This is a genomic window from Agrobacterium sp. ICMP 6402 (assembly GCF_009498615.1).
GTDB classification, from domain to species: Bacteria; Pseudomonadota; Alphaproteobacteria; order Rhizobiales; family Rhizobiaceae; genus Agrobacterium; species Agrobacterium burrii.
In genome coordinates, this window is the sequence record NZ_QSNV01000003.1 from 147,750 (window position 1) to 173,625 (window position 25,876).

Genomic DNA, 25,876 nt, shown 5'->3' on the forward strand with positions numbered 1-25,876 from the left:
AACAATTGTTTACGGCCACGTTAAAGGGCTGAAATTTGTATGATTATTTCCCGCATACCGCGAAAAAATCGTCGACCTGCTCAGGCGTCGTACTCGTAATAAAACTGCAACAGAACGGGCGCATACCGTGCAAAGTTCAACGGTCGTTCATGTTCATGCAAGCTTTTCGCGCTCCATCTCCTGCCACAATCGATGATGTTTGCGGAACCCGCGCAGACGGATATGACGGAGCCACTTTGCGATCGACGCCTGATTTCGCCGTTATCGTGCCCATGCACAATGAGGAAGCGAGCGTTGAGACGCTCGTGGCAGAGATCGTGGCTGCGTGTCAGCCGGTCGGCCAGTTCGAGATCGTCGTGGTAGATGACGCCTCCTCGGACCGCACGGCGGACGCCGTTCTTGCGCTTGGCGATCGTTATCCCATGTTGCGGCTGGTGCGGCACGACCGCCAGGGCGGGCAGTCGGCGGCGATCCATAGTGGTGTGCAGGCGGCGCGCGCGCCCATCATCTGCATGCTTGACGGCGACGGCCAGAACCCGCCGGACAATCTGCCGGCGCTGCTTGCACCGCTCCTTACCGCCAAAGCCACCGGCCGCCTTGGGCTCGTGGCCGGCCAGCGCGTCGGCCGGCGCGATACGCTTGGAAAACGTCTTTCCTCCCGCTTCGCCAATGGGCTGAGGGCGCGGATATTGAAGGACGGCACGCGCGATACCGGCTGCGGCCTCAAGGCCTTCCGTCGTGACGCCTATCTCGCCTTGCCCTATTTCGATCACCACCACCGCTATTTCCCGGCGCTGTTTAATCGCGACGGCTGGCAGGTCGCCCATGTCGACGTGACGCACCGGGCGCGGCAGCATGGCAATTCCCACTACACCAATATCGGCCGCGCGCTTGTCGGCATCCACGATCTGATCGGCGTCGCCTGGCTGTTGCGCCGGCGCAAGCGGGCAAGCTGGGCTGAAACTTTCAAAACGGAGACATCGCCGTGAACACACCGGCTCTATGGTCCATGCTGCATGTGAACAGCTGGAAGGAATTTCTCTGGGTCATGACCGGCTTCATGGGCCAGATGCTGTTCACCATGCGTTTTCTGGTTCAGTGGATTTCGTCGGAACGGGCCAACCGTTCGGTCATTCCCGTGGCCTTCTGGTATTTTTCCGTGCTCGGCGGTCTGGTGCTGCTGTCCTACGCGGTGTGGCGCCGCGACCCGGTCTTTATCATCGGACAGGCATCCGGGCTGTTCATCTATGCCCGAAATCTCTGGTTGATCCATGCAGAACGCCGCCAGCATGCATGACGGGGCAGCAGCTCTTCCCTATGCGCAGGCGAGCGAACAGCGGCAATGGATGACGCTGGCGCTTGCGGCCATCGTGCTGGTGACGGCGCTGCGCGTCCTCGGTCTTGCCTTCAATCGCACCGATCTCTTCGTCGATGAGGCGCAATATTGGCTATGGGGCCGCGAGATGGCTCTCGGCGCCTATTCCAAGCCGCCGCTGATCGGCTGGCTCATTCGCGCGTTCGGCATTCTGGGTGGCGGCGAAGGCACTTTTCAGGTGCGGCTGGCCGCTCCTGTGGTCCATGGCGTGGCGGCGGCGGCCATCCTTGTTCTCGGGCGGATGATCTATGACGCCAGGCTCGCTTCGCTCGCCGCGGTCGTCTATCTGACATTGCCCGCTGTAACGCTCGGCAGCCTGCTGATCTCGACCGACACGCCGATGATGCTGTTCATTGTGCTGTCGATGATCTGCGTGCGCAAGCTGGCGCAGGCCCGCGGTGAGGGCAGGGCGGCGGTGGGCTGGAGCCTTGCGCTCGGCCTCTGTTTCGGCCTCGGCCTGATGTCGAAATACGCGATGATATATTTTCTGCCGTGCTTCATCGCGGCTGGCTGGCTTTGCATGGGCTGGCGTATCCGGCTGCGGGATGCGGCGATCGCTGCTCTGGTTTGCGTCGCGGTCATCGCTCCCAATCTGTGGTGGAATGCGGCGCATGATTTCATGACCGCGCGCCATACGGCTGACAATGCCAACTGGAACGGTATTCAGCTGAAAATCGGTCCGGCGCTTGAGTTTTTCTTCTCGCAGGCGGGTGTCGTCGGGCCGTTTGTCTTCGTCGCCATGATCGTCGCGACCCTCCGGGCAAAGAGTGCCGAAACCAGGGCGCTGGTCGCCCTTTCGGTGCCGATCGTGCTGTTGATCACGGCGCAGGGGTTGATGTCGAGGGCGCTCGCCAACTGGGCTGTCGGAGCCTATGCGGCGGGTGTGCTTCTGGCGGTGCCGGTGCTGGCATCCCGGCGCTGGCTGACGGTCTCCACCCTCGTGCTCGGTGGTGTCGTCGCCGTCGCGCTGCCCGTCATGACAATTGCCGGGACGCAACTGCGCCTGCCGAGCGGCGAACTGGCGATGAAGCGGTATCTCGGCCGGTCGGAATTGGTGTCTACTGGTTTTATTCGGGCGAAAGAAGCGGGGGCGGATGCCATTGTCGCGTCCGATCGCTCCATATTGGCCGAGCTTTTTTATCAGCTGCGGGACGAAAAACAGCTGCTGACACGCGCATTGCCGGAAACGGGCGTGCCTTCCAGCCACTACGCGCTTCTTTACCCGCTGAAAGCCGGTGAGGCGAAAAACCCGCTGTTTCTGGCAAGCGCGGATGGCCTGCCTGCCTGCCTTTCCGGCGAAGCGCCGGTTGCACGCTGGACTGCCGGGCCGGGTTTCCTCGAGGGCAGGGAAATCGGGCTCTGGCGCCTGCTGCCGCAATGCATTCCGGGAGGCGCTAATGGACAATGACCTTTCGCATATGCGGATCACGATCTGGGTGATGTTCGTCACCCTGGCGCTTGTCATCCTGTTTGCGACCTTCCCCTCCATCGATCTTGGGTTCTCTTCGCTGTTCTTCTCTCCCGAGGGAAATTTGTGGTCTGGCCGCGAACCGCTTCCCGAGTGGTTTCGCGACACATTGCGCGAGCTGACGGAACTCGCCACCATTTTGGCCTTCATCGTCTTTATCGGCAACATCCGGCTCGGTTCCCAGCAGCGCACCGGCTGGCGCGTCTGGGCTTTCCTCTGTGGGCCGGTGGTTTTGTGCGCCGGGCTTCTGGTCAACGGCGTGTTGAAGGCCAATATCGGCCGCGCCCGGCCGTTCAGCGTCAGCGATTTCGGCGGGCAGCAGCTTTTCACACCACCCTTCCAGTTCAGCACCCAGTGCTTTTCGAACTGTTCGTTTTCGTCGGGGGAAACGGCGCTAATCGCCAGCTTCTTCCTGCCGCTCTGCGCGCTCGTCTGGCCCCGCCTGCAATGGCCCGGTCGTGTCGTGATGGGCAGCTTCGCCGCCGGCGCGGTCATCCTCATGTCCGGTCTTCGTATCGCGGCCGGCGGACATTTCCTCAGCGATGTGGTGATGTCTGTGCTGTTTTCAGCCCTGACGACGCTGTTTCTCTACCGGGTGCTGGCAATCGGCCGTCATCGCCATCTGTTTACGAGTGATGCCGTCACCGCAGATACGGTCAGCCTGTGGCGCAATGGCAGCCATGCCGTCCGTCTCCGGGCCAAGCGATGGTGGCCGAAAATCAAGGCAGCCGCCACACGCCTGCAACGGCCTCCGGATGCGGGCGCGGCGTCGTCTTGAGTGGCGTAGAATGATTTTTGCGGTCGTGCTTTAGCGCTTCAATGGTTTTCCGGGAGGCGAGGGCGACGACCTTTCGGACTTGCATGAAGTATGGGGGTCATCCGATGAATGGCAAACCTCACCCAGCACTCCGACGTCATCCTCGGTCCTGTCCCGAGGATCTGCAACGGCTTGATTTCGTTGACGTGTTTAGATTCTTGGGTCAAGCCCAAGGATGACGTTGAGATGATGTGTAACGGCAGCGTCAGTCGAACAGGCCGGAAACCGACTGTTCCTGTGCGGTGCGGTTGATTGCTTCGCCGAGCAGGCCCGCCGTGCTGATGACGCGGATATTGTGTGCGGATTGCACACCGGTGGTCGGCTGGATGCTGTCGGTGATGACGAGTTCGCGCAGCTTCGAGGAGGCCACGCGGGCGACTGCGCCGCCGGACAGCACGCCGTGGGTAATATAGGCGGTGACGCTGGTGGCGCCCTTTTTCAGCAGCGCTTCGGCTGCATTGCAGAGCGTGCCACCGGAGTCGATGATGTCGTCGATGAGGATGCAATCCTTGCCGGAAACATCACCGATAACGTTCATGACTTCGGATTCGCCCGGACGGTCACGGCGCTTGTCGACGATAGCCAGCAGACAGTCCAGACGTTTCGACAGGGCGCGGGCGCGCACTACGCCGCCGACGTCAGGTGAAACGACCATGACGTTGTTGGTGTCGTAATGTTCCTTGATGTCGCGAGCGAGAATCGGTGCTGCGAAAAGGTTGTCGGTCGGAATATCGAAAAAGCCCTGGATCTGGCCGGCATGAAGATCAAGCGTCAAGACGCGGTCGGCACCGGCTTCGGTGATCAGATTGGCAACGAGCTTGGCGGAAATCGGGGTGCGGGGGCCGGCCTTGCGGTCCTGGCGGGCGTAGCCGAAATAGGGAAGCACTGCCGTGATGCGTTTTGCCGAGGAGCGGCGCATGGCATCGATCATGATGAGCAGTTCCATCAGATGATCATTTGCCGGAAACGATGTGGACTGAACGACGAAAACGTCCTCGCCACGGACGTTTTCACTGATTTCTACGAATATTTCCTGATCAGCAAACCGCTTTACGGTGGCATTTCCCAAGGGAACGTTGAGATACTTGCAGATCGCTTCGGCAAGGTGCCGGTTCGAATTGCCTGCGAAAACCTTCATTGCGCCCGCCTGTTTCCATGCCATCGCCTTGCGCTACGGAAATCTGTCTGCCGTAACCAAGCGTCGTTCAAGGGGAGGAACATCCGGCTGAAAAGCCTTTGCCGGACACGCCTTGTTGCCATGCGCGCCTTAATAGCGCTGTTGCTTCCGATTGCAAGAGGACTCAGCGCTTTCGCAATGATTTTCATGAAATCTCTGTGACTTCTCCCGCCGTTTCACCTCATCCCCTTTGAGACTGCTTCCATGATGAATAGTCGCTAAGCGTTTTTGCGGCGATATCCTGCATGACCCTGTCGGTCACGGCGGCCCATGGATCGCTGCCCTTTGCGGCCACTGTCTCCTGTCCCTGAAGACGGTGAAGCCGCACGCCATTGGCATCCAGCACATCCCACACGTAGATAACATTGACCTTGGCGCCATCGGCAAAGGCGGAGAAATATCCTTTCAGGATGTTCTCTGCCGAGTTGTCGTTGGAGGCGCGGATGGTCAGTCCCTTCGCCCGTGCCTCGGCACCCAGTTGCCGCGAGAGCGGCGTGACGGCCTGAACGGGCGCACCGATGATCGGCAGGAAGCGGATGGTATTGCCGGGAGCGGCGGGTGCGAGCGACGCCGTCTGCTGCGAGGGCGGCGGCTGGGCACCTGCAGGGGATTGTGCGGGTGACTGGTTCTGACCTAGCGGTTCGCCATACTCGCTGCCGCTGGAAAGCGCCTGTGCCTGCGCCTGCAACGAATTCTGCGGCGCATAGGCCGGTACGGAGGATGCGATTGCCGAAGCGCCTGCCGGCGCGCGGTCGGCGGCGGCGGCCATCTGGTCGAGATCGCCCTGGGTTACCGGCGTCGACTGCGACGTATTGTGGCCGACATCCACCTGCGGTGTCAGCGCTTCCGTGGTGTTGCAGCCCGAGAGGGCCAGCACCAGTGCCGGAACGACAAGAGCTGGAGAGACAAAGGCTGGGAAAGGGGAGACAAACCCCGTCCGGCTCACGTGACGTTTTCTCTCATGTTCCGCTCCTTCCTGCCCAAGGTGGCGGCAATGTAAGGGCGGTTTTCCCGCTCTGTCAAACCCGGCGGCGATTTAAGCTGTGAGAAGATCGAGACTATGGCGCGAGAGCGGCTCCGGAGCGCCGTCGGTGGTCAGATAGGTCTGGCCGAGCGTCATGGCGGTGCCGGCATCGGAGTCCATCACGATCATATGCACAAACAGCGTCATGTCGCTGGTAATCTCCTGCGGATTGCCGGCGTGGAACATCTGATGCTCCATCCAGGACGGCGAGAAACGCGCGCCCAGCGAATAACCACAGGAGTTCAGCCGGTGACGGGTGAGCCCGCGCTCGTCCATGACGCGGGCGTGGACGTCGAAGACATCGCCGAAGGTCTTGCTCGGCCGCAGCACTTCCTCGATGGCGGTGAGGTTTTGCAGGCAGGCGCTGTAAAGCTCCTTCTGGCGGAAATCCTGCTCGCCAATCACCACCGTGCGCATCATGGCGGCGTGGTAGTGGGCGCTGACGCCGGCCCATTCCAGCGTCAGCTGATCCTTGGTATCCAGCCTGCGGCGGCCGGCCTTGTAACGGCATAGCAGCGCGTCGGCGCCGGAGCCGATGATGAATTCATTGGCGGGATAATCGCCTCCGCCCGCCAGCACCGCGCCCTGCATCGCTGCGAGAATTGCGGCTTCGTCCGCGCCGGCCTTGATGAGCGGCAGAGCGGCGTCGAGGGCGTCGTCGGCAAGCTGGCCGGCCCTGCGGGCATAAGCAATCTCGGCCGGGCTTTTGACAAGCCTAAGCGTGCTGACGAGGTGGGAGGCGTCAACCATCTGGCCGAAGCTGGCAAGCTGGTTGTCCAGCAGGCGGGCGACACGGCCGGTCATGCCGTGGGTATCGTATTCCACGCCGATCTTTGCGCCGAGCAGGTCGAGGTCACTCAGGAGATTTTTAAGATCGAGCGTCGGGTCGGCATTGGGCCGGTCGACCCAGATGAGGATATTTTCGATGATCGAGGTGTTGCGCGCCTGACGCAGATCGGCCGAGCGGGTCAGCAATGTCATCGAGCCGTCCGACTTGACCACCAGCGTCTGGAAGAAGCAGTAGCCGAAGGTATCGTAACCGGTCAGCCAATACATGCTTTCCTGCGCGAAAAGCAGCAGGGCATCCAGCTTCTCCTCCGCCATTTTCGCCATCAGCCGCTCGCGGCGGGCTTCGAATTCCGAAAGCTCGAAGTGCAGGGCCATGTCAGTCCTCCAGAATTGCGATTGCGGAAATCTGCCGGCCATAATCGGGTTCGGCGCGGTGGGTCGTGCGGCGGTAGGAATAGAAACGTTCTTCATCCGGATAGGTGCAGAGGCCGAGATTTTCTGCCTTTACGCCGGCTTTCGTCAGGCGGTCGATGGTAAACCGCTTGAGGTCGAAGAGCGCGTGGCCCTGCTTCTCGGCTTCGGTGAAATAATCCGCGTAAGCCGGATCGATATCGATGAAGCGCGCCACATATTCTGGCCCGACCTCGTAATTGCTCTGGCTGATGGAGGGGCCGAGCGAGGCTGCAATGCGCTCGCGGCTGGCGCCCAGCTTGGTCATGGTCTCGATGGTGTTTTCTAGCACGCCGAACAATGCGCCTTTCCAGCCGGCGTGGGCAGCGCCCACGACACCGGCCTCGGCATCGGCAAACAGGATCGGGCCGCAATCGGCGCTCAAGACGCCGAGTACGAAACCCGGCGTCGCCGTCACCATCGCATCGGCTTGCGGGCGGTTGCCGTCATAGCTCTCATCGACCACGAGAACATCGGGAGAATGGACCTGATGAACGGTGGCGAGGCGTTCCGGGGACAGGCCGAACCATTGCGCCACACGCCGGCGGTTTTCCTGAACAAGTTCCGGCTCATCATGCGAGCCGAGACCGACATTGAGACCCTGATAAAGCCCTGAGGAGACGCCGCCCTGCCGAGTGAAGAAACCGTGGCGAACACGGTTTTCACCTGACGCGGCGAGCAGGGGGCTCTGGATGGGGAGCGGCAGCGTTACGTTCTGCATGGTGCGGGAGTTCCTTGGAGAATATCGCTGTTGGCCAGTGGGGTGCGTTAAGCGAGATGTTTCCTGTTGCTGCGGCGTTGCGCGGCGTGTGTGATGCAGTGTGCCTGCTTCGTGTGTCGCGACGATGTTGGCCCAGAGGTTATTGCGCTGTCAATCCACCGCACGAAACGGCATGAGATGAAGCGCGGGACTTGAAACGGCGATGACCTTGAAAAGTTCCCCCATCTTGCCGGCGCCTTCGCCGGCGAGACGGTTGACCGCTTCGGCAATCGCCAGCGTCTGGTCGGGTGTCGCCTTGGCGGCAAGGGCTGCCGCCCGCTCCTTGAGACCGAGACCGTAAAGAAAGTCACCCTGTCTCAGGGTGCCGTTGACATGCACACCGGTCGCTTCGGCTGTTTTCACGAGGCTTTCGAAATCGACATGGCTGGTCAGATCGGCTTCGCCGGGATGCGCAAGCGGCGGGTCGAAGGCGTGGTGGCGCATGGCCTGCAGCGTATCGCCAAATCCGGCGACCAGATGGCCGTAGTCGATGGCGAGCGCCGTGCCGCCATGGATAGACAGGCGCTCGCAGATCGCCGTCATCACGGCTTCGCGGGCGGGTGAAACTTCGAATATGGTGCCAAGCGGCTGTCGTTCAGGCTGCGGTGGCAAGAGGGCTGGGTCGATGCCGGCAAGGCCGGTCGAGAAGACAAGCTCGTCATTTGCATCGAGACTGACAACCCGCTCGCGGAAACCCTGCGGTGTTCTCACGAATTGCCGTATCGGGATGGCGTCGAAAAGTTCGTTGGCGACGAGGAGCAGGAAGCCTTCCGGCACCGCGTCGAAGCTTTCATGCCATGTTAGCCGGCCGGCATGGTCGGCAAGCGTTTCCTTCTGGATTGTGGAAAGGCGAGGACTGGTCTCCACCAGATGGACCCGCATCGCCTCGTAAAGCGGCGGTGCGATGCGGCGGATGACGCGCAGCATGTCCGACATCATGGTGCCGCGGCCGGGGCCGATTTCCACCAGCCGGGTCTCCGTGGGCGCGCCGTGCCGCTGCCAGGCATGCACCACGAAAACGCCGAGCATTTCGCCGAAAAGCTGGCTGACATCAGGCGCGGTGATGAAATCACCCGAGCGACCGAAGGGCTCGCGGCTTTTGTAATAACCGTGTTCGGGATCAGCGAGGCAAAGCGAGAAATAGTCGGTGACGCTGAGCGGACCGTTGAGCCGGATAAGGGATTTGATGCGTTGCGCAAGCGGTGTCGTCATGGCAGGCCATACCGCTTAGGCGATTTTTGCGGCGCTGCGTGCGCGCAGGACCGCCCAGAGGCCGAGAAGAAACATGGGTGTGGAAAGCACCATGCCCATGGTCAGCCAGTTGCCGGCGAGATAACCGATCTGCGCATCCGGCTCGCGGAAAAATTCCACGAAGATGCGTGACAGGGCATAACCGCAGACGAAGATGCCGGTGACGACGCCGGGTGTTTTCAGCGCCCTGAAGGCATAGATGGCGATGGCCAGAATGATGACGAGTACGAGGCCTTCGAGGCCTGCTTCATAAAGCTGGCTCGGGTGCCGCGCAAACGGCCCGCCGGTCGGGAAGACGACTGCCCAGGGCACATCGGCGATGCGGCCCCACAATTCGCCATTGATGAAATTGGCGATGCGGCCGAACAGCAGGCCGATGGGTGCGACGGCTGCGATGACGTCGAACATGCTCCAGACCGGGATGCCGTTCTTGCGGGCAAAGAGGATCATGGCGACGGTGGTGCCGATGAGGCCGCCATGGAACGACATGCCGCCGTTCCATATTTCGAGCGCCCTTAGCGGATTGGCGGCGACGGCGCCGAGATCGTAAAACAGGATGTAGCCGATGCGGCCGCCGAGCACGATGCCGCCGGCTGCCCAGAGGATGAAATCATCAAGGTGCTGTGCCGAAATCGGCGAGGTATCGTTCGGCCACAGGCGATCCGTGCGGGCGAGGCGGCGGGCATAAAACCAGCCGAGCATGATGCCGGCGACATAGGCAATGCCATACCAGTGGATCGCCAGAGGCCCAATGGAGAGCGCAATCGGATCGATATTGGGAAAGGGCATGATGGCAAGTTGGGTGGGAGCGGCTAACAATCCGTATATTCCGTCATCGTTGCTGGGCGGACAACAGAATGATCCATTGCCTCAAGGGGCCGGGCGATGATGCTCACCGGTCTCCCTGACGCCAAGGAAAATGGCGATTGCCGAGGCGGCGGTCAAGGTGATTTTTCGTGAGCGGATTGCGATGTCGGGCGCTGCAGCGAAAGGCCGCATTTTTCGATTTCGCTTGCAAGGCGGCTGTCGAGCACCTACCTGAAAGGCATCAACAGCAGGGAATGGAACGCTCCCTGAACCGACGAAGGAACAGCGCCATGAGCACGACAGGCACCAACCGTATTCTGGATGAATTCGCCAGGCTGATGACCGATGCGGCCGGCGCGGCGCAGGGCGTGCGCAAGGAAGCGGAAGCCGCCCTTCATGCACAGGCGGATCGCTGGCTGAACAGTCTCGATGTGGTCAAGCGTGAGGAATTCGACGCGGTGCGTGAAATGGCCATCAAGGCGCGCGATGAAAACGACGCGCTGCGCGCCCGCATCGAGGCTCTGGAAGCAAAGCTTTCGGCCGCCAAAGACTGATTTTTAGCGCTTTTTCCTGATGGGTCCCGGATCGCCTGCGATTCCGGGACTTTTTGTTTGCGGGCCATGCAACCCGAAATAATCTCCGGTTGCCAAAACCAGCCTCTGGCGCGATTTTTTTGGTGCCTGTGGACACTTCCAAAAAACGCAATCGCCAGAGTCGCTTATGTATCTCGCCTGAGGTGATGGGGGAGAAGATATCCACTGCTCAAAAAGCAAAAATGGTGAGCGAGGGGTGGCAGCAGGACTCGGCCATTATACACTGATTTTAAATGATGATTCGAAACGACCTGGTAAGCTCCGGACAGGGTGAATGCTTAATTCTGTTGGTGTCGGGCAATCGTCTCAAATGTTGAATCCGGTTTGTGTGTGCGTTTTGTGCCCGGCGTTCAAAACAGAACATTCAATACCGGCTGAGAAGGTGCCGCATGAGCCTGATAGAATTTGAAATTGAACGTCAGTCCAATCCCGTGGACATGATCGAGATTGTCGCTGCCTCCAACGACTGGTCGTTCGAGCGTTCCGGCGAAGACGAGATCGCCATGACGGTGGCTGGTCACTGGGCCGATTACCACGTTTCCTTTGCGTGGATGGAGGATTTCGAGGCGCTGCATCTGGCCTGCGCTTTCGACATCAAGGTGCCTGACCACCGCGTCAACGAAGTCATTTGCCTGCTGTCGCAGGTCAACGGGCAGGTGCTGATGGGTCATTTCGATCTGTGGCGGCAGGAAGACGTTGTGATCTTCCGCCAGTCCCTGCTTCTGGCGGGTGGTGCCGAACCCAACAACCAGCAGGTGGAAGTGCTGCTTTCCAGCGCGCTTGAGGCCTGCGAACAATATTATCAGGCATTCCAGTTCGTCGTCTGGTCGGGGCTGGATGCGAAAAGTGCAATCGAAGCGGTCATGTTCGAGACCGTCGGAGAAGCGTGAAGATGGTATACAAGGCTTCCGGTCCGCTCGTCCTCGTCGGTGCCGGCAATATGGGCGGCGCCATGCTTTCGGGCTGGCTGAAAAAGGGCGTGCCGGGATCTCAGGTCATCGTCATCGATCCGCGCCCTTCCGATGCCATGCGAACGACGATTGCCGAGGCCGGAGCGACTCATAACGAAAGCGTGCCTGAAGGCGTCAAGGCTGGCATTCTGTTTGTGGCGGTGAAGCCGCAAATGATGGAAGCCGTGCTGCCGTCCCTCAAGCCTCTGCTCGGAGCGGATACCGTCGTCGTCTCGATTGCGGCCGGCACCACCATCGGCACGTTCGTCTCTCATTTCGGCGCGGTTGCCGCCGTGCGGGCCATGCCCAACACGCCGGCCATGGTGGGGCGCGGTGTGACGGGGGCTTATGCCAACGATCTGGTGACGCCGGAACTTAAAGCTGTGGTGGACGGGCTGCTAAAGGTCAGTGGTCCGGTCGAATGGGTTGAAACCGAAAGCGATATAGACGCGGTGACCGCGGTTTCGGGCAGCGGCCCGGCCTATGTCTTTTATCTGGTGGAATGCATGGCGGAAGCCGGCCGCAAGGCCGGTCTGCCGGCGGATGTCGCCATGCGCCTGGCGCGAGAAACCGTGGCCGGTGCAGGCGAATTGCTGCATCAGTCCCCAGACGAGGCGGCGCGCCTGCGCCAGAACGTGACCTCGCCCGGCGGAACCACGGCGGCGGCACTTTCGGTGCTGATGGCTGATGATGGCATGCAGCCGCTGTTCGACAAGGCGATTGCGGCGGCAAAAACGCGTGCGGAAGAACTTGCTGGTTGAGAAACTTGCAGGCCAGCGGGAGCAGGGTATGAGCGGTGAAATTTCGTATGCCGATTTCGAGAAGGTCGATATCCGTGTCGGCACCATCGTCGAGGCCGAACCCTTTCCCGAAGCCCGCAAGCCGGCAATCAAGGTGAAAATCGATTTCGGTCCTGACATCGGCATCAAGAAATCTTCCGCGCAAATCACCGTGCATTATACGCCGGAAAGCCTGATCGGCCGGCAGGTATTGGGTGTGGTGAATTTTCCGCCGCGCCAGATAGGCCCGTTCCGCTCGGAGGTCTTGACGCTGGGCTTTGCTGACAGCAACGGCGATATCGTGCTTGCTGCCGTCGAGCAGCAGGTGCCGAACGGCGAGAAGATGTGCTGAGACAGCAGCATGGCTGCTCGATCTCTTAGGTTGAGCACGGTATTCCCGAACTCATGACAGTTTTCGCTCCGGTGTCTCATGCCGGAATTTTAACGATTACCCGCAAACCGCCCATCGGGCTGTCGTCCAGCGATACGTCGCCGCCATGGCCGCGCGCGATGTCACGGACGATGGAGAGGCCAAGTCCTGTGCCCGAGGCGTTGAGGTTGCGCGCCTCGTCCAGCCTGAAAAACGGCTTGAAGACATCTTCGCGGGAGGCCTCCGGAATGCCCGGCCCGTCATCATCGAAGGTCATGATAATGGAGCGCGGCGCCTTGCGGATATCGACATGGAGATTGGTGGCATAACGCCGGGCATTTTCCGCCAGATTGGCGACGAGGCGGGAAAGGGCGTTCGGTCGCGCGATGATGCGGTCGATATTATAAAGCTCGTAGCTGAATTTCTTGCCGTGAAGCTCGAAATCATGGCCGATCTTCTCCAGAAGTGCGGGAAGCTCCAGCGTGCCGACATCCTCCTCGACATCGGTGCGGGCAAAGGTCAGATAGGCCTCCAGCATCGACTGCATGTCCTCGACATCCTTGTCCAGCCCTTCAAGGTCCGGATTGTCGCCCGCCAGAGCCAGTTGCAGCTTGAAACGGGTGAGGATGGTGCGCAGGTCGTGGCTGACGCCGTTCAGCATGGCGGTGCGCTGCTCCATCTGCCGCTCGATGCGTTCGCGCATCAGGATGAAGGCGAGACCCGCCCGCCGGACTTCATCTGCGCCACGGGGAGAATAGGCACTGATCTTCTGGCCGCGACCGAAATTTTCGGCCGCTTTGGCAAGCGCTTCGATGGGCTTGATCTGCCCGCGCAGGAAGAGGATCGAAATAGCAATCAGCACCAGCGATGCGCCGACCATCCAGACGAGGAAGATATGGGTATTGGAGGCATAGGCCGCGCTACGGCTGGTGAAGACGCGCAGCGTCTTGTCTTCCAGCTGGACACGGATTTCCACCAGCGAGCCGTTGCCATAGGTATCGATCCAGAACGGCCTGCCGATTTGCTGCGTCAACTGATCCGCCAGAATCCTGTCGAGGATCGAAAACAGCGGCTCGGGCCTAGGCGCGGGCAGGTCTGCCTTCGGTTCGATATAGACGCTGAGATCCAGCTTGTCGCGGGCGATGCGGATAACGCGCTGGTAGTCATCCTCTTCCGGATCGGTTTGCAGAAGCTCGATGATCGCGGCGATATCGCGCGTCACGGCGGCAGAAAGACGCTCCGTCACCAGCTGCCAGTGCCGCTCCATGAAGACGGCGGCGACCACGCCCTGAAGCAGGATCATCGGCAAAATGATGATCAGCAGCGAACGTGTGTAAAGCCCGGTGGGCAACCAGTGGCGCAGCCCTCTGGCAAACGAACGCCAGGCCTTCGCTATGCCGCTTTTTTTGACCGTATTGAGAAAATCGAGGCTCGCCATGGCCGTGCGCCCGCCTTTCGTTTGTCCTGTCAATCCACGCTCAGCCGGTAGCCGATGCCGCGCACCGTCTGCAGATAGATCGGGTTGGCTGGGTCGTCCTCGATCTTGCGGCGAAGACGGTTGATCTGCACGTCGATGGTTCTTTCGCCCACTTCCGATTCCGCCTCAACCAGTTCATGCCGCGGAATGGTGTCGCCGGCCCGGAGTGCGAAAAGCAGCATGATCTCCTGCTCGCGGTCCGTCAGGCGGATCGTTTCGGGGCCGCGGCGCAATTCCTTTTTGGGAATGGAGAAGCTGTAGGGACCGAACATGATCTGCTCGATCTTGGGCGTATCGGGCGAAGTGTTGCGCCGCAGGATATTGTTGATGCGCAGGACAAGCTCACGTGGGTCGAAGGGCTTGGCGAGATAGTCATCAGCGCCTGCCTCCAGTCCCTCGATGCGGGAATCCGCTTCCGAGCGGGCGGTCAGCAGAATGACCGGCACGGATTTGTCCTCGTTCAGCGAGCGGGTGAGCGAAAGTCCGTTTTCTCCCGGCATCATCACGTCGAGGATGAGCAGGTCGAAACGGATGCCGATCATTTTGCGGCGCGCTTCGGCCGCATCCGCAGCGACGGAAATGCGGTATCCCTTTTCGCCCAGAAACCGCTGGAGAAGATTGCGAATGCGGGCATCGTCATCGACGATCAGGAGGTGGGCGGCGTCGTCATCCGCCGGCGGGCGTTTTGTCGTTGCTGTCGCCATTGTCAGTCACTTTCGCCGGTTGCCGGGCTGCGCATTTGCGCCAGGAATTTTCGCACGCAGGCGCGGGCATCGGGGCCAAGTCCCTCCAGCGCACGATCGATACGCCGCGATTGTGGTTCGCTCAGGGCCAGCGCCAGTTCGCGTCCCGTCAGTGTCGGATAAAGCCGGCGCTGGCGGCGGTCTTCGGGTCCGGCCATCTGGCGGATATAACCGTCGTCGATCAGTTGCTTGAGGACGCGGGCGAGGCTCTGTTTGGTGATCTGCAAAGTATCGAGCAAATCCGCCACCGTCATGCCGGGCTGCCGGCTGACGAAATAGACCACCCGGTGATGCGCCCGTCCATATTCCAGTTTCGACAGAATGACATCGGGATCGGAGACGAAATCGCGATAGGCGAAAAACAGCGCCTCGATTATATCGAAGTCGATCTTGCCGTCGTCAACCTTCGGGAGTGCCGGTATTTGTCTCGCGGCGGCGGTTTTGAGCGATTGCGGTGGCACTGCGGTTCCTTCATATCCTGCGGCTGACATACGTCGATGCGCCAATATTCTGTAAACATAGCCGAAAATGCGTCCGCTCGGGAGAATGCCGCCGATCATTTTCTGTTGCGGTGGATAATATGCTGCGGGTGCGGGTGCAACTGGAATCCTGAGTGGGCTTTACCGGAAATAGAAAAGAGCGCGGAAAGCCCGCGCTCTTCAGTTGTTCCATACCATTCAGCCAATGGGTCTACTGATAAACGTAGACGATCCGGTGGGTTGATGGCTCGACCAGAACCGGCACGTCGTTCACCCGGACATAACGATACTGATAGTCGGGGACTTCAACGAGACGGGTATCGGACGGCAGAGTTGTGCCGACGACCACATCGCCATCGAAGGTAACTGTGTCCCCAGGATGCTCGTCCATATAGGTGATAACCGCTTCGGGCGGGGTGATGTCGACGTCGCCGACGCGGCCGAGGTTCGGGTCGCCGGGATTGGGTTCGGCCTGCACGCTTGAGGTCTTCTCATACGTCACGACAGGCACGCTGAGTTCCGTGCGGCGGTCTTCGAGAATGACGGGAGAACCCTCATACATCACATTCAGATAATCGGCATGCGCCCAACCGCGCAGGCCATTGACCTCGATACGGCACCAGCTGCTGCCATCCATGCAGCCGTCCAGCACTGCGCTGCTGCCACGGGTGGCCAGACCCAGTTCGGGATAGTCTTCGCCGGGGCCGGAGCGAACGGAAATGTCCGATGCGGTGGTGGCGACCATGGCGGCGTTTGCATAACCGGCCATCAGGGCGAAAGCGCCGCCAGCCATGAGCATTTTAAGCGTCTTGTCCATGTGTCTCACTCCTTTTAAGACTGGAGCTACAACGTCGCAGCCACCCGGGCGTTCCACATTTTTCGACGGCTATTGCCGTTTTTGGCCAGGGGTTAATCGCTATCTGATTGAATTTTATTGTGATTTTCAAGGTCAGTCTGACAGCGGAAAAGCCATATCTTTTCTCCGCCATTGTGCTGGGAACGGTCGCGGTCTATAGGAAGCGGGATTTGTCGGACAAGGAGATACGGGATATGGGAAAGTTGCAGGCGGGCATTATTCCGGTCACGCCGTTCGAGCAGAACTGCACCATCCTCTTCGATGAGGACACCAAGGAGGGTGTTGTCGTTGATCCCGGCGGCGATGTGGACGTCATCCTCCAGGTCGTCGCTGAAAACGGCATCACGCTCAAGGAAATCTGGCTGACGCACGGGCATCTCGACCATGCCGGCGGTGCCGAGGAATTGCGCGCGAAACTCTCGCTGTCGGTCATCGGTCCACATGAGGACGACCGGCCGTTGCTTGAGAGGATCGAGACGCAGGCCGAGAAATATGGCATCACCGGTCTTCAGAACGTCGTGCCGGACAAATGGCTGAAAGACGGCGACAGGGTATCCTTCGGGGGCCATGTCTTTGAGGTCTATCATTGCCCGGGCCATGCGCCTGGTCATGTCATCTATTATAATCGCGAGCAGCAATTCGCCCATGTTGGTGACGTGCTGTTTGCTGGGTCGGTGGGGCGGACCGATCTGCCCGGCGGAAACCATGAGCAATTGATGGCGTCCATTCGCGACAAGCTTTTGCCGCTCGGCGACGATGTCGGGTTCATCTGCGGGCATGGCCCGGGCGGGCGGCTGGGCGATGAACGCCGCAACAATCCCTACCTTCAGGGGCTCTGAGTGCCTTATGCATGGTGCGTGGGGCAGGCATAAAAAAACCCGGCATTCCTGCCGGGCTTCAACTAGAAAAGAAAGCCGTTTTAGGGTCAGCCAGCAATCTGCAGATTGACTGCCTTCGGGCCCTTGCCGCGACGATCCGGTTCCGTGTCGAAGCTCACTTTCTGATTTTCTGAAAGTCCGGACAGGCCGGAAGCCTGTACAGCAGAGATGTGAACAAAGATATCAGCGCCACCATTGTCTGGCTTGATGAAGCCGAAGCCTTTGTCTGTATTGAAGAATTTTACGGTGCCAGTTTCGGCCATGCATCAGGTCCTTTTCGCTCTGCCCGCGTTCAGCTACAGGCAGCATTACAGTTTTGCCCCGCGAGGGCGTTGGCAGGCAGCTCTTGACTATTGAGAAAAAGGACCTTCACAGCGGGAAGTAATGGCGTTCTCATCCAACGTTTTTCGTCCCACCGCCCGAGGTTTATAGCGTCCCCAGTGCGCAAATTTTATAGGCCTTCCCATGCTCGCAAATTGCCCGAACCGCAGTAGATTGATGCGTTTATGGAAAATTGGCAAGCAAAAGTTTTCACGGGCTTTTTGTCAGATAAAAAACCTGCGGTAGAATTAAGGCGTGTAATCGCACATTTTTTTCGCATAAGTGATACTTGATGAAATAATTGCCGGTTGGCACGGGTGTTCCCGGCAAAAAATTGGATGCCAAAACGCGTTTTTCCGCCGGGTGAGAAAAAACGGTTCTTTTTGCGTCAGGCAGTTCCAGCCACGGTTTTTTGCCGCTTTCGCGTCAGTTCCGGTACCAGTTCTACGATCAATATGGCGATGAATATGATCAGGCATCCGACATAACCGGCGCTGGAAATGGCCTCATTCAGGAAAAGCGAGGCCATCAAAGCGCCGAAAAGCGCCTCCGAGGACAGGAATATCGCCGCCTGCGGCGCCGTGGTGTAACGCTGGCCGATGACCTGCAAGACGAAGGCGAGGCCGGAGGAAACAAGGCCGACATAGAGGATTTCCGCCAGCGACGCCTCGATGGCCGCCAGGCTGATCGGTTCGAAGACGATGCCGATCATGCAACTCAGGAGAGCGCAAACCGCAAATTGTGTGCAGGAGAGCGCCAGTGGTCGCCCACTCTCGGAGACGAAACGCCCTGCCAGCGTGATCTGGATCGCCCAGAAGAAGGCGCAGATGATGCTGAGAATATCACCCCGCGTCAGTGTCTCGAACGCGCCGCCGGACAGAAGGAAGATGCCGCCAAGCATCATCAGCGCGCAGGGCCAGACGACCCAGTGGGGATGACGCCGGTAAAGGACGACGGCGATCACGGGTACGAAAATGACGTAAAGCCCGGTCAGGAAGGCGGAATTGGTAACGGTCGTGGTCAAAAGCCCGACCTGCTGGGTGGTGGCGCCGCCGAATAGCGCCAGACCCACGAGGATGTAGCTACCGATTTCCCTACGGCGTGGCGGTGATTTTTTCGACCGGGTTTCCATCATGGCAAAGGGCAGCACGGTGATTGCGGCGATGGCGAAACGCAGGCCGACAAACCAGAATGGACCAATGGAGGCCATGGCAGAGGATTGGGCGACGAAACCGCCTCCCCAGATCGCTGCGGCGAGCAAAAGCAGCATATTGGCCTGAATACGCGTCATGATTGGCACCAGCACACAAGGGGCCGGAAGATCATTCAATCGGCCTTGGCAATTCGGGGATTTTTTGAAATGTCGATCAGACGGTTTCCCGGGTGCTTTAGCAGTAACCTGCCGGTGCCGCAAGCCGGCGGAAGGCGGTCACTCTCACAGGCGCGACTGCCACGGCTTTTGGAGCCCCGGCTTATTTGTAGCGGCGGGCTTCGTCCTTGAGGCTCCGCCGGGTCAGCGTCAGGCCGCCGATGCCGAGGCCGATGAAGGCCGCCGCCGACAGGATGATGAGCAGGACATGGGGACCGGCCCGCGACGTGGCCGCTTGCGGAATAGAGGCGGTGTGCAATGTATCGACGGCTTGGGCCGCTGCATTGGCGGATGTCGCGATACCCGCAGCCATGGTGACGATGACAAGAAAAGCAGCCGCCGCCATCCAGAGGGAAAACAGCGTTCTCTGCGCCCTTAACCTTTCAACGGAAGTCCGGTCGTTGGTAAACATGGCGATTGCCTCTTGTCCCTGTCCATGAAGGATAAAAGAGGCTTCGAAATGGACGGCTTGGAGACCGAATTCTGGCGTTCCGCGGTATTTATTGCGGCAATATTGTGGCAAACGGGATTACAGGGGGTGCCTGCCGCAGATAACCTCAGAGGCCGCGTTTTCCGAAGGTGCGGGTCGGGCGCTGTGGATGCGGCTCAGTCGGGCGCTCTTCACGGAAAAATGGCGGCATCGTGCCGTTCCGGTCCGTCCGCGGCGCAGTGTTGAAATAGGCGCTGCCGAGTTCGGGAAAACGTGCGTCGAAACTTGTAGGTGCGAGTTCCGGCTTGGCGAGAGCATAACCCTGCATCAGCAGGACGCCGAGATCTTCACACAGATCGACCTGCCAGGCGCTCTCCAGCCCTTCGAATACCGGCTCTATTCCATCGTCGCGAAACTGGCTGACGATGACGCGCAGGAGGGCGGCGCCGGCTGAATTCTGCATGAAATCACGCACCCAGCCCGCTTCGAATTTCACATAATCGGGCTTGATGAGCTTTACCCGGTCGATGTCGGAATCGCCTGCACCGTAATCGTCCAGCGCCACGCGAAAGCCGATGTCGTGCATGTGGTAGGCGAAGTCTGCGACCATCTGCGTGTCGGAGGCTTTTTTCTCGGAGATTTCGCAGACGATGCGGTCTGCCGTCATGCCGGCTTCGTGGGCGGTAAGCCGCATGCGCTCCACTTCCTGCCGCATCTTGGCGGGGGTCTGGAACAGGCCCGGATGGAAGTTGACGAAGATGCGGGCGCGGGAACGGTTGAGCCTGCCGGTATTGAGAATGTGGATCGTGCGCAGGATGCTGTCGATATTCTCGATATCGTCAGGCTCCACCAGCGAGAAGAACTCGCCTGGCGTCACCGGTTCGCCATTGCGATGGGGCCGTACCAGACCTTCGAAGGAATCGATGTCGAGCGCGCCGCTCGTCGTTCGGCGAAAGATCGGCTGCAGGGCCGATTTCAGGTTGAATGTTTGGTAGGCCGTGGACCATGTGCCATCGACCTCGCGGACAAGACTGGAAAAGATGCTTTTGGGCGCCATTTTTCAACCAGCTATAGAGACACGACCCCTAGGCTCGCGAATGTAGCGTATCAAGCGTTACTTCCGGGTTAAGGAAGGTTAAATTCTCCGCTACGGCACATAAGCCGGCTTTTGACCTTGAAAGAAGGCCAGTCTTTCGACATAGAAAATGCCGCAGATGACAAGTTTTTCAGCCTCTGCCCCAGCCTCTGTCGATGTCAACCACAACAGGACCGATTAAAAATGGCCTTCCTTGCCGACATTCTCTCCCGCGTAAAGCCATCCGCCACCATCGCTGTTACCCAGAAAGCCCGCGAGCTTAAAGCGAAGGGCCGCGATGTGATCAGCCTTGGCGCCGGCGAGCCGGATTTCGATACGCCCGAAAATATCAAGGAAGCGGCCATTGAGGCCATCAAGCGCGGCGAAACGAAATACACGCCTGTTTCCGGCATTCCGGAACTGCGCAAGGCCATCGCCGACAAGTTCAAGCGCGAAAACGGCCTCGACTACAAGCCGGAGCAGACGATTGTCGGCACGGGCGGCAAGCAGATCCTTTTCAACGCCTTCATGGCCACCCTCAACCCGGGTGACGAAGTCGTCATTCCCGCACCTTACTGGGTCAGCTATCCGGAAATGGTGGCGATCTGCGGCGGCACGCCTGTATTCGTCGACACCACGCTTGAAGACAATTTCAAGCTGACCGCGGAAGCGCTGGAAAAGGCGATTACGCCGAAGACAAAGTGGTTCGTCTTCAACTCGCCTTCCAACCCCTCGGGTGCCGCCTATTCGCATGACGAGCTGAAGGCGCTGACGGACGTGCTGGTCAAGCATCCGCATGTCTGGGTGCTGACGGACGACATGTATGAGCATCTGACCTATGGCGATTTCAAATTCGTCACTCCGGTCGAGGTGGAGCCTGCGCTCTATGACCGCACGCTGACGATGAACGGCGTCTCCAAGGCCTATGCCATGACCGGCTGGCGTATCGGTTATGCGGCCGGCCCGCTGCCACTGATCAAGGCCATGGACATGATCCAGGGCCAGCAGACTTCGGGCGCCAGTTCGATTGCGCAATGGGCGGCTGTCGAGGCGCTGAACGGCACGCAGGACTTCATTCCGGCCAACAAGAAAATCTTCGAAGGTCGTCGTGATCTCGTCGTTTCCATGCTCAACCAGGCCAAGGGCATCAATTGCCCGTCGCCGGAAGGCGCATTCTACGTTTACCCGTCCTGCGCCGGCCTGATCGGCAAGACCGCGCCGTCGGGCAAGGTCATCGAGTCGGATGTGGATTTCGTCTCCGAGCTTCTGGAAGCCGAAGGCGTCGCCGTCGTGCAGGGATCGGCTTTCGGCCTTGGCCCGAACTTCCGCATTTCCTACGCCACGTCGGAAACGCTGCTGGAAGAGGCCTGCAAGCGCATTCAGCGCTTCTGCGCCGATTGCCGCTGATCGGTTGATACAGTCTTGAAGGAAGCCCGGCAGCAATGCCGGGCTTTTTTCGTTTAAAGCCCGAGAAACAGCAGCATGATGAAGGTGGCGAAGAGGATGAAATGCGTCATACCCTCAATCGCATTGGTTTCACCGTCATTGAGATTGATGGCGGCGGCGATAAGGGTGATGAAGACCATCACGGTTTGAACCGGCGTCATCGCCATGATGAAGGGCTGGCCGGTGTAAAGCGCAATGCCTTCCATGACAGGCACGGTGAGAATGACTGTCGACAGTGATGCGCCCATGGCGATGTTGACCACGGCCTGCATGCGGTTGCGCAAGGCTGAGCGGAGCGCGGTAAGGATTTCCGGCGATGCCGAAATCGTCGCCACCACCACGGCCATCAGCGCCGGTGGCGCGTTAGTGCCTTCAAGGCTGACGCTTAAAAAGCTCGACATGAATTCCGCCAGCACGCCGATCAGCACCACGCCAGCGATAATGAGGCCGATGGAGAGCGGCACGCTGCCTTCGTCCTCTTCTTCCGCGTGGCTGTCGGACGGTTGACCGGCTGGGTGCGCCTTGCGGGGATAGGCATAGCTGAAGAAATAGCTGTGCGGGCCGACCTGCATTTTCAGGAACAGGGCATAAAGCGCGATCATCGCGACGATGGTGAAGGCGGAATAGACGTGCCAGCTCTGTTCCGGAATGAATTCCGGCACGATCATCGAGATGCCCATGGCGGTGAGGATCATCACCCCGTAAGTCCTGCCGGAATCGTCATTATAGGACTGTTCGCCGTGGCGCAGCCCGCCGAGCAGGGCGGCGAGGCCGAGAATGCCGTTGATATCGATCATTACGGCGGAATAGATCGTATCACGCACCAGCGTCGGCGAATTGGATTCATTCATGATGATGGCGAGGATCAGCACTTCCACCGCCACCGCCGAGAGTGTCAGGATCATCGTGCCATAGGGATCGCCGACTTTGGCGGCGAGGATTTCGGCGTGATGGGCAACTCGCATCGAGACCAGAACGATGAGCCCGATCAGGGCGATCGCGGCGATGAGCGATGCCGTTTTCCCGCCCTCGAATATTGCATGTTCGGCCATATAGGCGGCGATTGCTGCTGGTATCGCCAGCAGCAATATGCGCTCCTGCTTCAGAATAGAACCCACCATCGATTTCCCTTCCCCTGATAGTCGCAGGCTGTGACGTATCGTCCCTCAGATCAAGCAGGATTTGCGCTTGAGTGCTTTTGGTAGGATAGTGGTGCCGTCAAGGACATGCTGCTCATGCCGTGTTGTCCCCTGTCGGGTGCAATGCTTGAAGCGCGGTTGTGGTTGCCATGTCGCCGACTGAAACAGGAGGAACATGCATGACCAAAGTGGTGTATGAAGTCGTGGAACATGACGGTGGCTTCGCCTACCGCATGAACGGCGCTTATTCCGAAACTTTCCCTTCCTATGCGGATGCCGTCGAGGCTGCGCGTATCGTTGCCGCCGAACAGCAGGTGGGCGGCGATGACGAGGAAATCAGCTATCAGGACGAACGCGGCCAATGGCATGAAGAATATAGCCAGGGCGGCGACCGGCCGGAAGCCGAGGTCGTGGACAAGACTTTACCGTCGGCCAGACCGTTTTGATGAAAGAGCCGGCATTTCCGGCGAAATCCACATCATCTTCCATGTTCCGCCAGTTGGTTTTCAAGTCATCGCGGACGAGACGCGCTCGACAACCCGTTCTCGAGTAATCCTAACGCCGTTGCGGCGGAGCGCCCGGATCGGTCTCCTTGAGATGCGCCTTCAGGCCTTCGACGAGGGCGCTGAACACGGCACGGCATCGCGGCGAGGTCTTCAGATTTTCATGCATCGCCACCCAGGTGTGCAGCGGGATGTCTATACCAGGAAGAACCTGCACCAGCCGAGGATCCTTGCGCGCGAGACCGATCTGGCAAACGCCGATGCCAGCGCTGGCGCGGATCATGGCAAGCTGGGCGAGATTGCTGTCGGCGCGGATTTCGAAGCAGATGTCTTCAATGTCGGGTATTTCCGGATCAAGGGCGCGCATTCGCTGAATGGCCGCCCTGATGAAAGGCGTCTTGCGGTCGAAACCGACCATCCGGTGCTCGTTTAATTCTTCCATGACCTTTGGAATGCCGGCTTTCGCCAGATAGTCGCGCGTCGCATGAAAGCCCAGACGGAAATTGCCGATGTAGCGCATGACGATCGCATCCTGCTGCGGTTCGGTCATGCGGATGGCGATATCGGCTTCGCGCCGCAAAAGGTCTTCCAGCGTATCCGATAGCGAAAGCTCGATTTCGAGCCGCGGGTGAATCTCCTGCATGACCGCGATGATGGGCGGCAGCATTTCCACGCCGATGATGTCAGACGCGCTGATGCGCACTGTGCCTTCGATCTTGCCGACTTCGCCGGAGGCCGCCCGCATGAGCGCTGCCGCTGTCGCTGCGAGATTTTCCGCATAGGGCCGGAGCGCAAGGGCAGCTTCCGTCGGCATCAGCCCGTGCGGTGAGCGGATGAACAGCGGAAAACCGACCGCCTCTTCCAGAGCGCCGATATGACGCCCCGCAGTCGGTTGTGTAATGCCCAGTTCACGCGCGGCCGCAGACAGCGAGCCGTCGCGCAGCACGCTGAGGAAGGTGCGGTAAAAATCCCAGCTGACATCCCGGCTCTTGATCATAAATTTTTGTATACCTGCTCCACTCATTTCGACAATTTCGTATATCGCGCGACGGAACGATACTCCAGCCAGAAAACGGAGTGTTGGTCATGATAAATGAAAACCACGCAAATACAGCAGAGAATAACAAGCCTCTGGCGCTGATCGTCGGGGCGAATGGCGGCGTTGGCAGCCATGTTGCGAAGATGCTGTTGCAACGCGGCTGGCAGGTGAGGGCGCTGACGCGCCAGCAAGCATCATCCGGTGCGTCGGACGGTATCGAGCGTGTGACCGGCGACGCGATGAACCGACGGGACGTGGTGGAGGCCGCGAAAGGGGCAACGCTCATCGTCCATGCGGTCAACCCTCCGGGATATCGCAACTGGGACAGGCAGGTGCTGCCGATGCTCGACAACACCATCGCGGCGGCTGAGGCTTGTGGGGCGAGGATCGTGTTTCCCGGCAGCGTCTATAATTTCGGCCCGGACGCTTTTCCGCTCCTGACGGAAGACAGCCCGCAAAAACCTTTCACCCGCAAGGGTGCGTTGCGGGTGGAGATGGAGCAGCGGCTGAAGATGGTGTCGATGCGCGGCGTACCGGTGCTGATTGTCCGCGCCGGGGATTTTTTCGGACCGGACGCGAAAAACAACTGGTTTTCGCAGATGCTGGTGCGTCCGGGCAAGCCTGTCCGCAGTGTTCAGAACCCTGCGGCACCCCATGCCGGACATCAATGGGCCTATCTGCCTGATGTGGCGGAGACGATCGGGCGGTTGCTTGACCGCGCGGGCGAGCTTCCGGCTTTCGCCGTCTTTCATATGGAAGGTTTCTGGGATTTCGACGGGTTGCAACTGGTTGCGGCGATCGAGCGGGTCGTTGGTCACCCGGTCAAGATGCGGAGGCTTTTCTGGCCGGGCGTAAAGCTGGCCGCGCCCTTCGTTCCCCTGTTTCGCGAAGTGCTGGAAATGCAATATCTCTGGCAGATGCCGATCCGCATGAGCAACCGCAAGCTTGCGGATTTTCTCGGAACGGAACCACGGACGCCGATTGATGCGGCCGTCTCGGCGACGTTGGCGAGCCTCGGCTGCCTCGCGCAGGTCAAGCAACCGGCGAGCCTCCATCATCCGGCGGATGCAGGAGGCACGGTGTGATGGCAACCGCGGCAAATGGGATTTCAGCTCGGCGTCGCGTGTTCGCGGTGATTTCGGCAGGCGTGCCGGTGCTGATTTTTGCACAGGTGCTGCTGGCGGGGCTGTCGATCTATTATGACGGGTCGCTGCTTTCGGTGCACAAGGGGCTCGGCATGTTTATCGCCGTCCCCATCGCGTCGCTGGTGGTCCTTGCGCTGCGTTACGATGATCTGCGGCCGAACCTCAATCGTGCGCTGGTGCTGCTCGCCCTCTATTGCCTGCAGGTGGCGCTGATGAGCATCGGCCGGGAAACGGGCAATGGCCTTCTGCAGGCGCTGCATGTGGCCAATGCCTTTGTCATGGGTGCATTTTCCGATTTCGCCGCGCGGCAGGCGCGCGCCCCATCCTGAAACGCAAAACGCCGCACTGCGGAGAAGCAGTGCGGCG

General features: G+C 59.7%; 29 protein-coding genes. 13 read left to right on the forward strand and 16 right to left on the reverse strand.

The window, feature by feature from the left end:
* The first annotated feature begins 149 nt into the window (after nt 1–149).
* The 4 genes from DXT96_RS11870 to DXT96_RS11885 are packed head-to-tail and all read left to right on the forward strand — an operon-like array spanning nt 150 to nt 3,621.
* Complete coding sequence (locus DXT96_RS11870; RefSeq protein ID WP_153514975.1) at nt 150–989, forward strand: glycosyltransferase family 2 protein; 840 nt, start codon at nt 150–152, stop codon at nt 987–989.
* Nucleotides 990–1,009: 20 nt separating this feature from the next.
* On the forward strand, nt 1,010–1,297 hold the full coding sequence (locus tag DXT96_RS11875) for a lipid-A-disaccharide synthase N-terminal domain-containing protein (protein ID WP_142840682.1): 288 nt from the start codon (nt 1,010–1,012) through the stop codon (nt 1,295–1,297).
* On the forward strand, nt 1,272–2,783 hold the full coding sequence (locus DXT96_RS11880; protein ID WP_194287625.1) for a glycosyltransferase family 39 protein: 1,512 nt from the start codon (nt 1,272–1,274) through the stop codon (nt 2,781–2,783). Before DXT96_RS11875 ends, DXT96_RS11880 begins: the two co-directional genes overlap by 26 nt.
* Nucleotides 2,773–3,621: a phosphatase PAP2 family protein gene (locus tag DXT96_RS11885; protein WP_153514976.1), complete on the forward strand. Its 849-nt coding sequence runs from the start codon at nt 2,773–2,775 to the stop codon at nt 3,619–3,621. Before DXT96_RS11880 ends, DXT96_RS11885 begins: the two co-directional genes overlap by 11 nt.
* 244 nt (nt 3,622–3,865) lie before the next feature.
* Here the strand turns inward: DXT96_RS11885 and DXT96_RS11890 are convergent, their stop codons facing one another.
* From DXT96_RS11890 to lgt, 6 genes are all read right to left on the reverse strand, one after another.
* Nucleotides 3,866–4,798 (reverse strand): ribose-phosphate pyrophosphokinase, encoded by a 933-nt coding sequence (locus tag DXT96_RS11890; protein ID WP_046798416.1) that lies wholly within the window; start codon nt 4,796–4,798, stop codon nt 3,866–3,868.
* Nucleotides 4,799–5,018: 220 nt separating this feature from the next.
* Complete coding sequence (locus DXT96_RS11895; protein WP_371418848.1) at nt 5,019–5,783, reverse strand: hypothetical protein; 765 nt, start codon at nt 5,781–5,783, stop codon at nt 5,019–5,021.
* A 90-nt stretch (nt 5,784–5,873) separates the two neighbouring features.
* Entirely contained in the window at nt 5,874–7,025 is a 1,152-nt protein-coding gene (locus tag DXT96_RS11900; protein ID WP_153514977.1) for a Xaa-Pro peptidase family protein, read from the reverse strand.
* Between the two features lies 1 nt (nt 7,026).
* Entirely contained in the window at nt 7,027–7,821 is a 795-nt protein-coding gene (gene pgeF, locus DXT96_RS11905) for a peptidoglycan editing factor PgeF (protein WP_153514978.1), read from the reverse strand.
* Between the two features lie 150 nt (nt 7,822–7,971).
* The gene (locus tag DXT96_RS11910) at nt 7,972–9,072 is read right to left on the reverse strand and encodes a class I SAM-dependent methyltransferase (RefSeq protein ID WP_153514979.1); all 1,101 of its coding nucleotides are present in this window, start codon (nt 9,070–9,072) and stop codon (nt 7,972–7,974) included.
* A gap of 15 nt (nt 9,073–9,087) precedes the next feature.
* Entirely contained in the window at nt 9,088–9,900 is an 813-nt protein-coding gene (gene lgt, locus DXT96_RS11915) for a prolipoprotein diacylglyceryl transferase (RefSeq protein ID WP_174373651.1), read from the reverse strand.
* Between the two features lie 308 nt (nt 9,901–10,208).
* Between lgt and DXT96_RS11920 the strand changes: the two genes are divergently transcribed.
* The 4 genes from DXT96_RS11920 to DXT96_RS11935 all read left to right on the forward strand — a co-directional run bounded on the left by DXT96_RS11920 (nt 10,209) and on the right by DXT96_RS11935 (nt 12,592).
* A complete protein-coding gene (locus DXT96_RS11920) occupies nt 10,209–10,472 on the forward strand; it encodes an accessory factor UbiK family protein (RefSeq protein ID WP_149900061.1) in 264 nt (87 codons plus the stop codon).
* Nucleotides 10,473–10,900: 428 nt separating this feature from the next.
* Nucleotides 10,901–11,401 carry a YbjN domain-containing protein gene (locus tag DXT96_RS11925; protein WP_142840357.1) on the forward strand — a complete coding sequence of 167 codons (501 nt, stop codon included), beginning with the start codon at nt 10,901–10,903 and terminating at the stop codon, nt 11,399–11,401.
* Nucleotides 11,402–11,403: 2 nt separating this feature from the next.
* On the forward strand, nt 11,404–12,222 hold the full coding sequence (gene proC, locus DXT96_RS11930) for a pyrroline-5-carboxylate reductase (RefSeq protein WP_153514981.1): 819 nt from the start codon (nt 11,404–11,406) through the stop codon (nt 12,220–12,222).
* A gap of 28 nt (nt 12,223–12,250) precedes the next feature.
* Nucleotides 12,251–12,592 (forward strand): tRNA-binding protein, encoded by a 342-nt coding sequence (locus DXT96_RS11935; protein WP_149900063.1) that lies wholly within the window; start codon nt 12,251–12,253, stop codon nt 12,590–12,592.
* A 76-nt stretch (nt 12,593–12,668) separates the two neighbouring features.
* On the opposite strand, the gene DXT96_RS11940 is transcribed toward DXT96_RS11935, so the two are convergent.
* The 4 genes from DXT96_RS11940 to DXT96_RS11960 all read right to left on the reverse strand — a co-directional run bounded on the left by DXT96_RS11940 (nt 12,669) and on the right by DXT96_RS11960 (nt 16,126).
* Entirely contained in the window at nt 12,669–14,048 is a 1,380-nt protein-coding gene (locus tag DXT96_RS11940) for an ATP-binding protein (protein WP_153515125.1), read from the reverse strand.
* Between the two features lie 29 nt (nt 14,049–14,077).
* Entirely contained in the window at nt 14,078–14,791 is a 714-nt protein-coding gene (locus DXT96_RS11945; protein WP_153514982.1) for a response regulator, read from the reverse strand.
* Between the two features lie 2 nt (nt 14,792–14,793).
* Nucleotides 14,794–15,321: a MarR family winged helix-turn-helix transcriptional regulator gene (locus DXT96_RS11950; protein ID WP_153514983.1), complete on the reverse strand. Its 528-nt coding sequence runs from the start codon at nt 15,319–15,321 to the stop codon at nt 14,794–14,796.
* 199 nt (nt 15,322–15,520) lie between these two features.
* Nucleotides 15,521–16,126: a DUF1236 domain-containing protein gene (locus tag DXT96_RS11960; RefSeq protein ID WP_149900066.1), complete on the reverse strand. Its 606-nt coding sequence runs from the start codon at nt 16,124–16,126 to the stop codon at nt 15,521–15,523.
* Nucleotides 16,127–16,359: 233 nt separating this feature from the next.
* Between DXT96_RS11960 and DXT96_RS11965 the strand changes: the two genes are divergently transcribed.
* On the forward strand, nt 16,360–17,004 hold the full coding sequence (locus DXT96_RS11965) for an MBL fold metallo-hydrolase (protein ID WP_153514985.1): 645 nt from the start codon (nt 16,360–16,362) through the stop codon (nt 17,002–17,004).
* A gap of 86 nt (nt 17,005–17,090) precedes the next feature.
* Here DXT96_RS11965 and DXT96_RS11970 read toward each other — a convergent pair whose 3' ends face one another.
* The 4 genes from DXT96_RS11970 to DXT96_RS11985 form a co-directional block, all read right to left on the reverse strand.
* Complete coding sequence (locus DXT96_RS11970) at nt 17,091–17,306, reverse strand: cold-shock protein (RefSeq protein WP_003494703.1); 216 nt, start codon at nt 17,304–17,306, stop codon at nt 17,091–17,093.
* 446 nt (nt 17,307–17,752) lie between these two features.
* Nucleotides 17,753–18,655 carry a DMT family transporter gene (locus DXT96_RS11975; RefSeq protein WP_153514986.1) on the reverse strand — a complete coding sequence of 301 codons (903 nt, stop codon included), beginning with the start codon at nt 18,653–18,655 and terminating at the stop codon, nt 17,753–17,755.
* 181 nt (nt 18,656–18,836) lie between these two features.
* Nucleotides 18,837–19,145 (reverse strand): hypothetical protein, encoded by a 309-nt coding sequence (locus DXT96_RS11980; RefSeq protein ID WP_153514987.1) that lies wholly within the window; start codon nt 19,143–19,145, stop codon nt 18,837–18,839.
* A 145-nt stretch (nt 19,146–19,290) separates the two neighbouring features.
* On the reverse strand, nt 19,291–20,220 hold the full coding sequence (locus DXT96_RS11985) for an EAL domain-containing protein (protein WP_149900071.1): 930 nt from the start codon (nt 20,218–20,220) through the stop codon (nt 19,291–19,293).
* Nucleotides 20,221–20,442: 222 nt separating this feature from the next.
* Here DXT96_RS11985 and DXT96_RS11990 point away from each other — a divergent pair, with 222 nt between their 5' ends.
* A complete protein-coding gene (locus DXT96_RS11990) occupies nt 20,443–21,645 on the forward strand; it encodes a pyridoxal phosphate-dependent aminotransferase (RefSeq protein ID WP_149900072.1) in 1,203 nt (400 codons plus the stop codon).
* A gap of 53 nt (nt 21,646–21,698) precedes the next feature.
* Here the strand turns inward: DXT96_RS11990 and DXT96_RS11995 are convergent, their stop codons facing one another.
* Nucleotides 21,699–22,805, reverse strand: coding sequence for a calcium:proton antiporter (locus tag DXT96_RS11995; RefSeq protein WP_149900073.1), 1,107 nt, complete (start codon nt 22,803–22,805; stop codon nt 21,699–21,701).
* 197 nt (nt 22,806–23,002) lie between these two features.
* Between DXT96_RS11995 and DXT96_RS12005 the strand changes: the two genes are divergently transcribed.
* The gene (locus tag DXT96_RS12005; protein ID WP_153514988.1) at nt 23,003–23,269 is read left to right on the forward strand and encodes a DUF2188 domain-containing protein; all 267 of its coding nucleotides are present in this window, start codon (nt 23,003–23,005) and stop codon (nt 23,267–23,269) included.
* Nucleotides 23,270–23,378: 109 nt separating this feature from the next.
* Here the strand turns inward: DXT96_RS12005 and DXT96_RS12010 are convergent, their stop codons facing one another.
* The gene (locus DXT96_RS12010; RefSeq protein ID WP_153514989.1) at nt 23,379–24,323 is read right to left on the reverse strand and encodes a LysR family transcriptional regulator; all 945 of its coding nucleotides are present in this window, start codon (nt 24,321–24,323) and stop codon (nt 23,379–23,381) included.
* 89 nt (nt 24,324–24,412) lie between these two features.
* Between DXT96_RS12010 and DXT96_RS12015 the strand changes: the two genes are divergently transcribed.
* The gene (locus DXT96_RS12015; protein ID WP_153514990.1) at nt 24,413–25,450 is read left to right on the forward strand and encodes an NAD-dependent epimerase/dehydratase family protein; all 1,038 of its coding nucleotides are present in this window, start codon (nt 24,413–24,415) and stop codon (nt 25,448–25,450) included.
* Nucleotides 25,450–25,839, forward strand: coding sequence for a DUF6220 domain-containing protein (locus tag DXT96_RS12020; protein ID WP_153514991.1), 390 nt, complete (start codon nt 25,450–25,452; stop codon nt 25,837–25,839). Before DXT96_RS12015 ends, DXT96_RS12020 begins: the two co-directional genes overlap by 1 nt.
* Nucleotides 25,840–25,876: the final 37 nt, after the last annotated feature.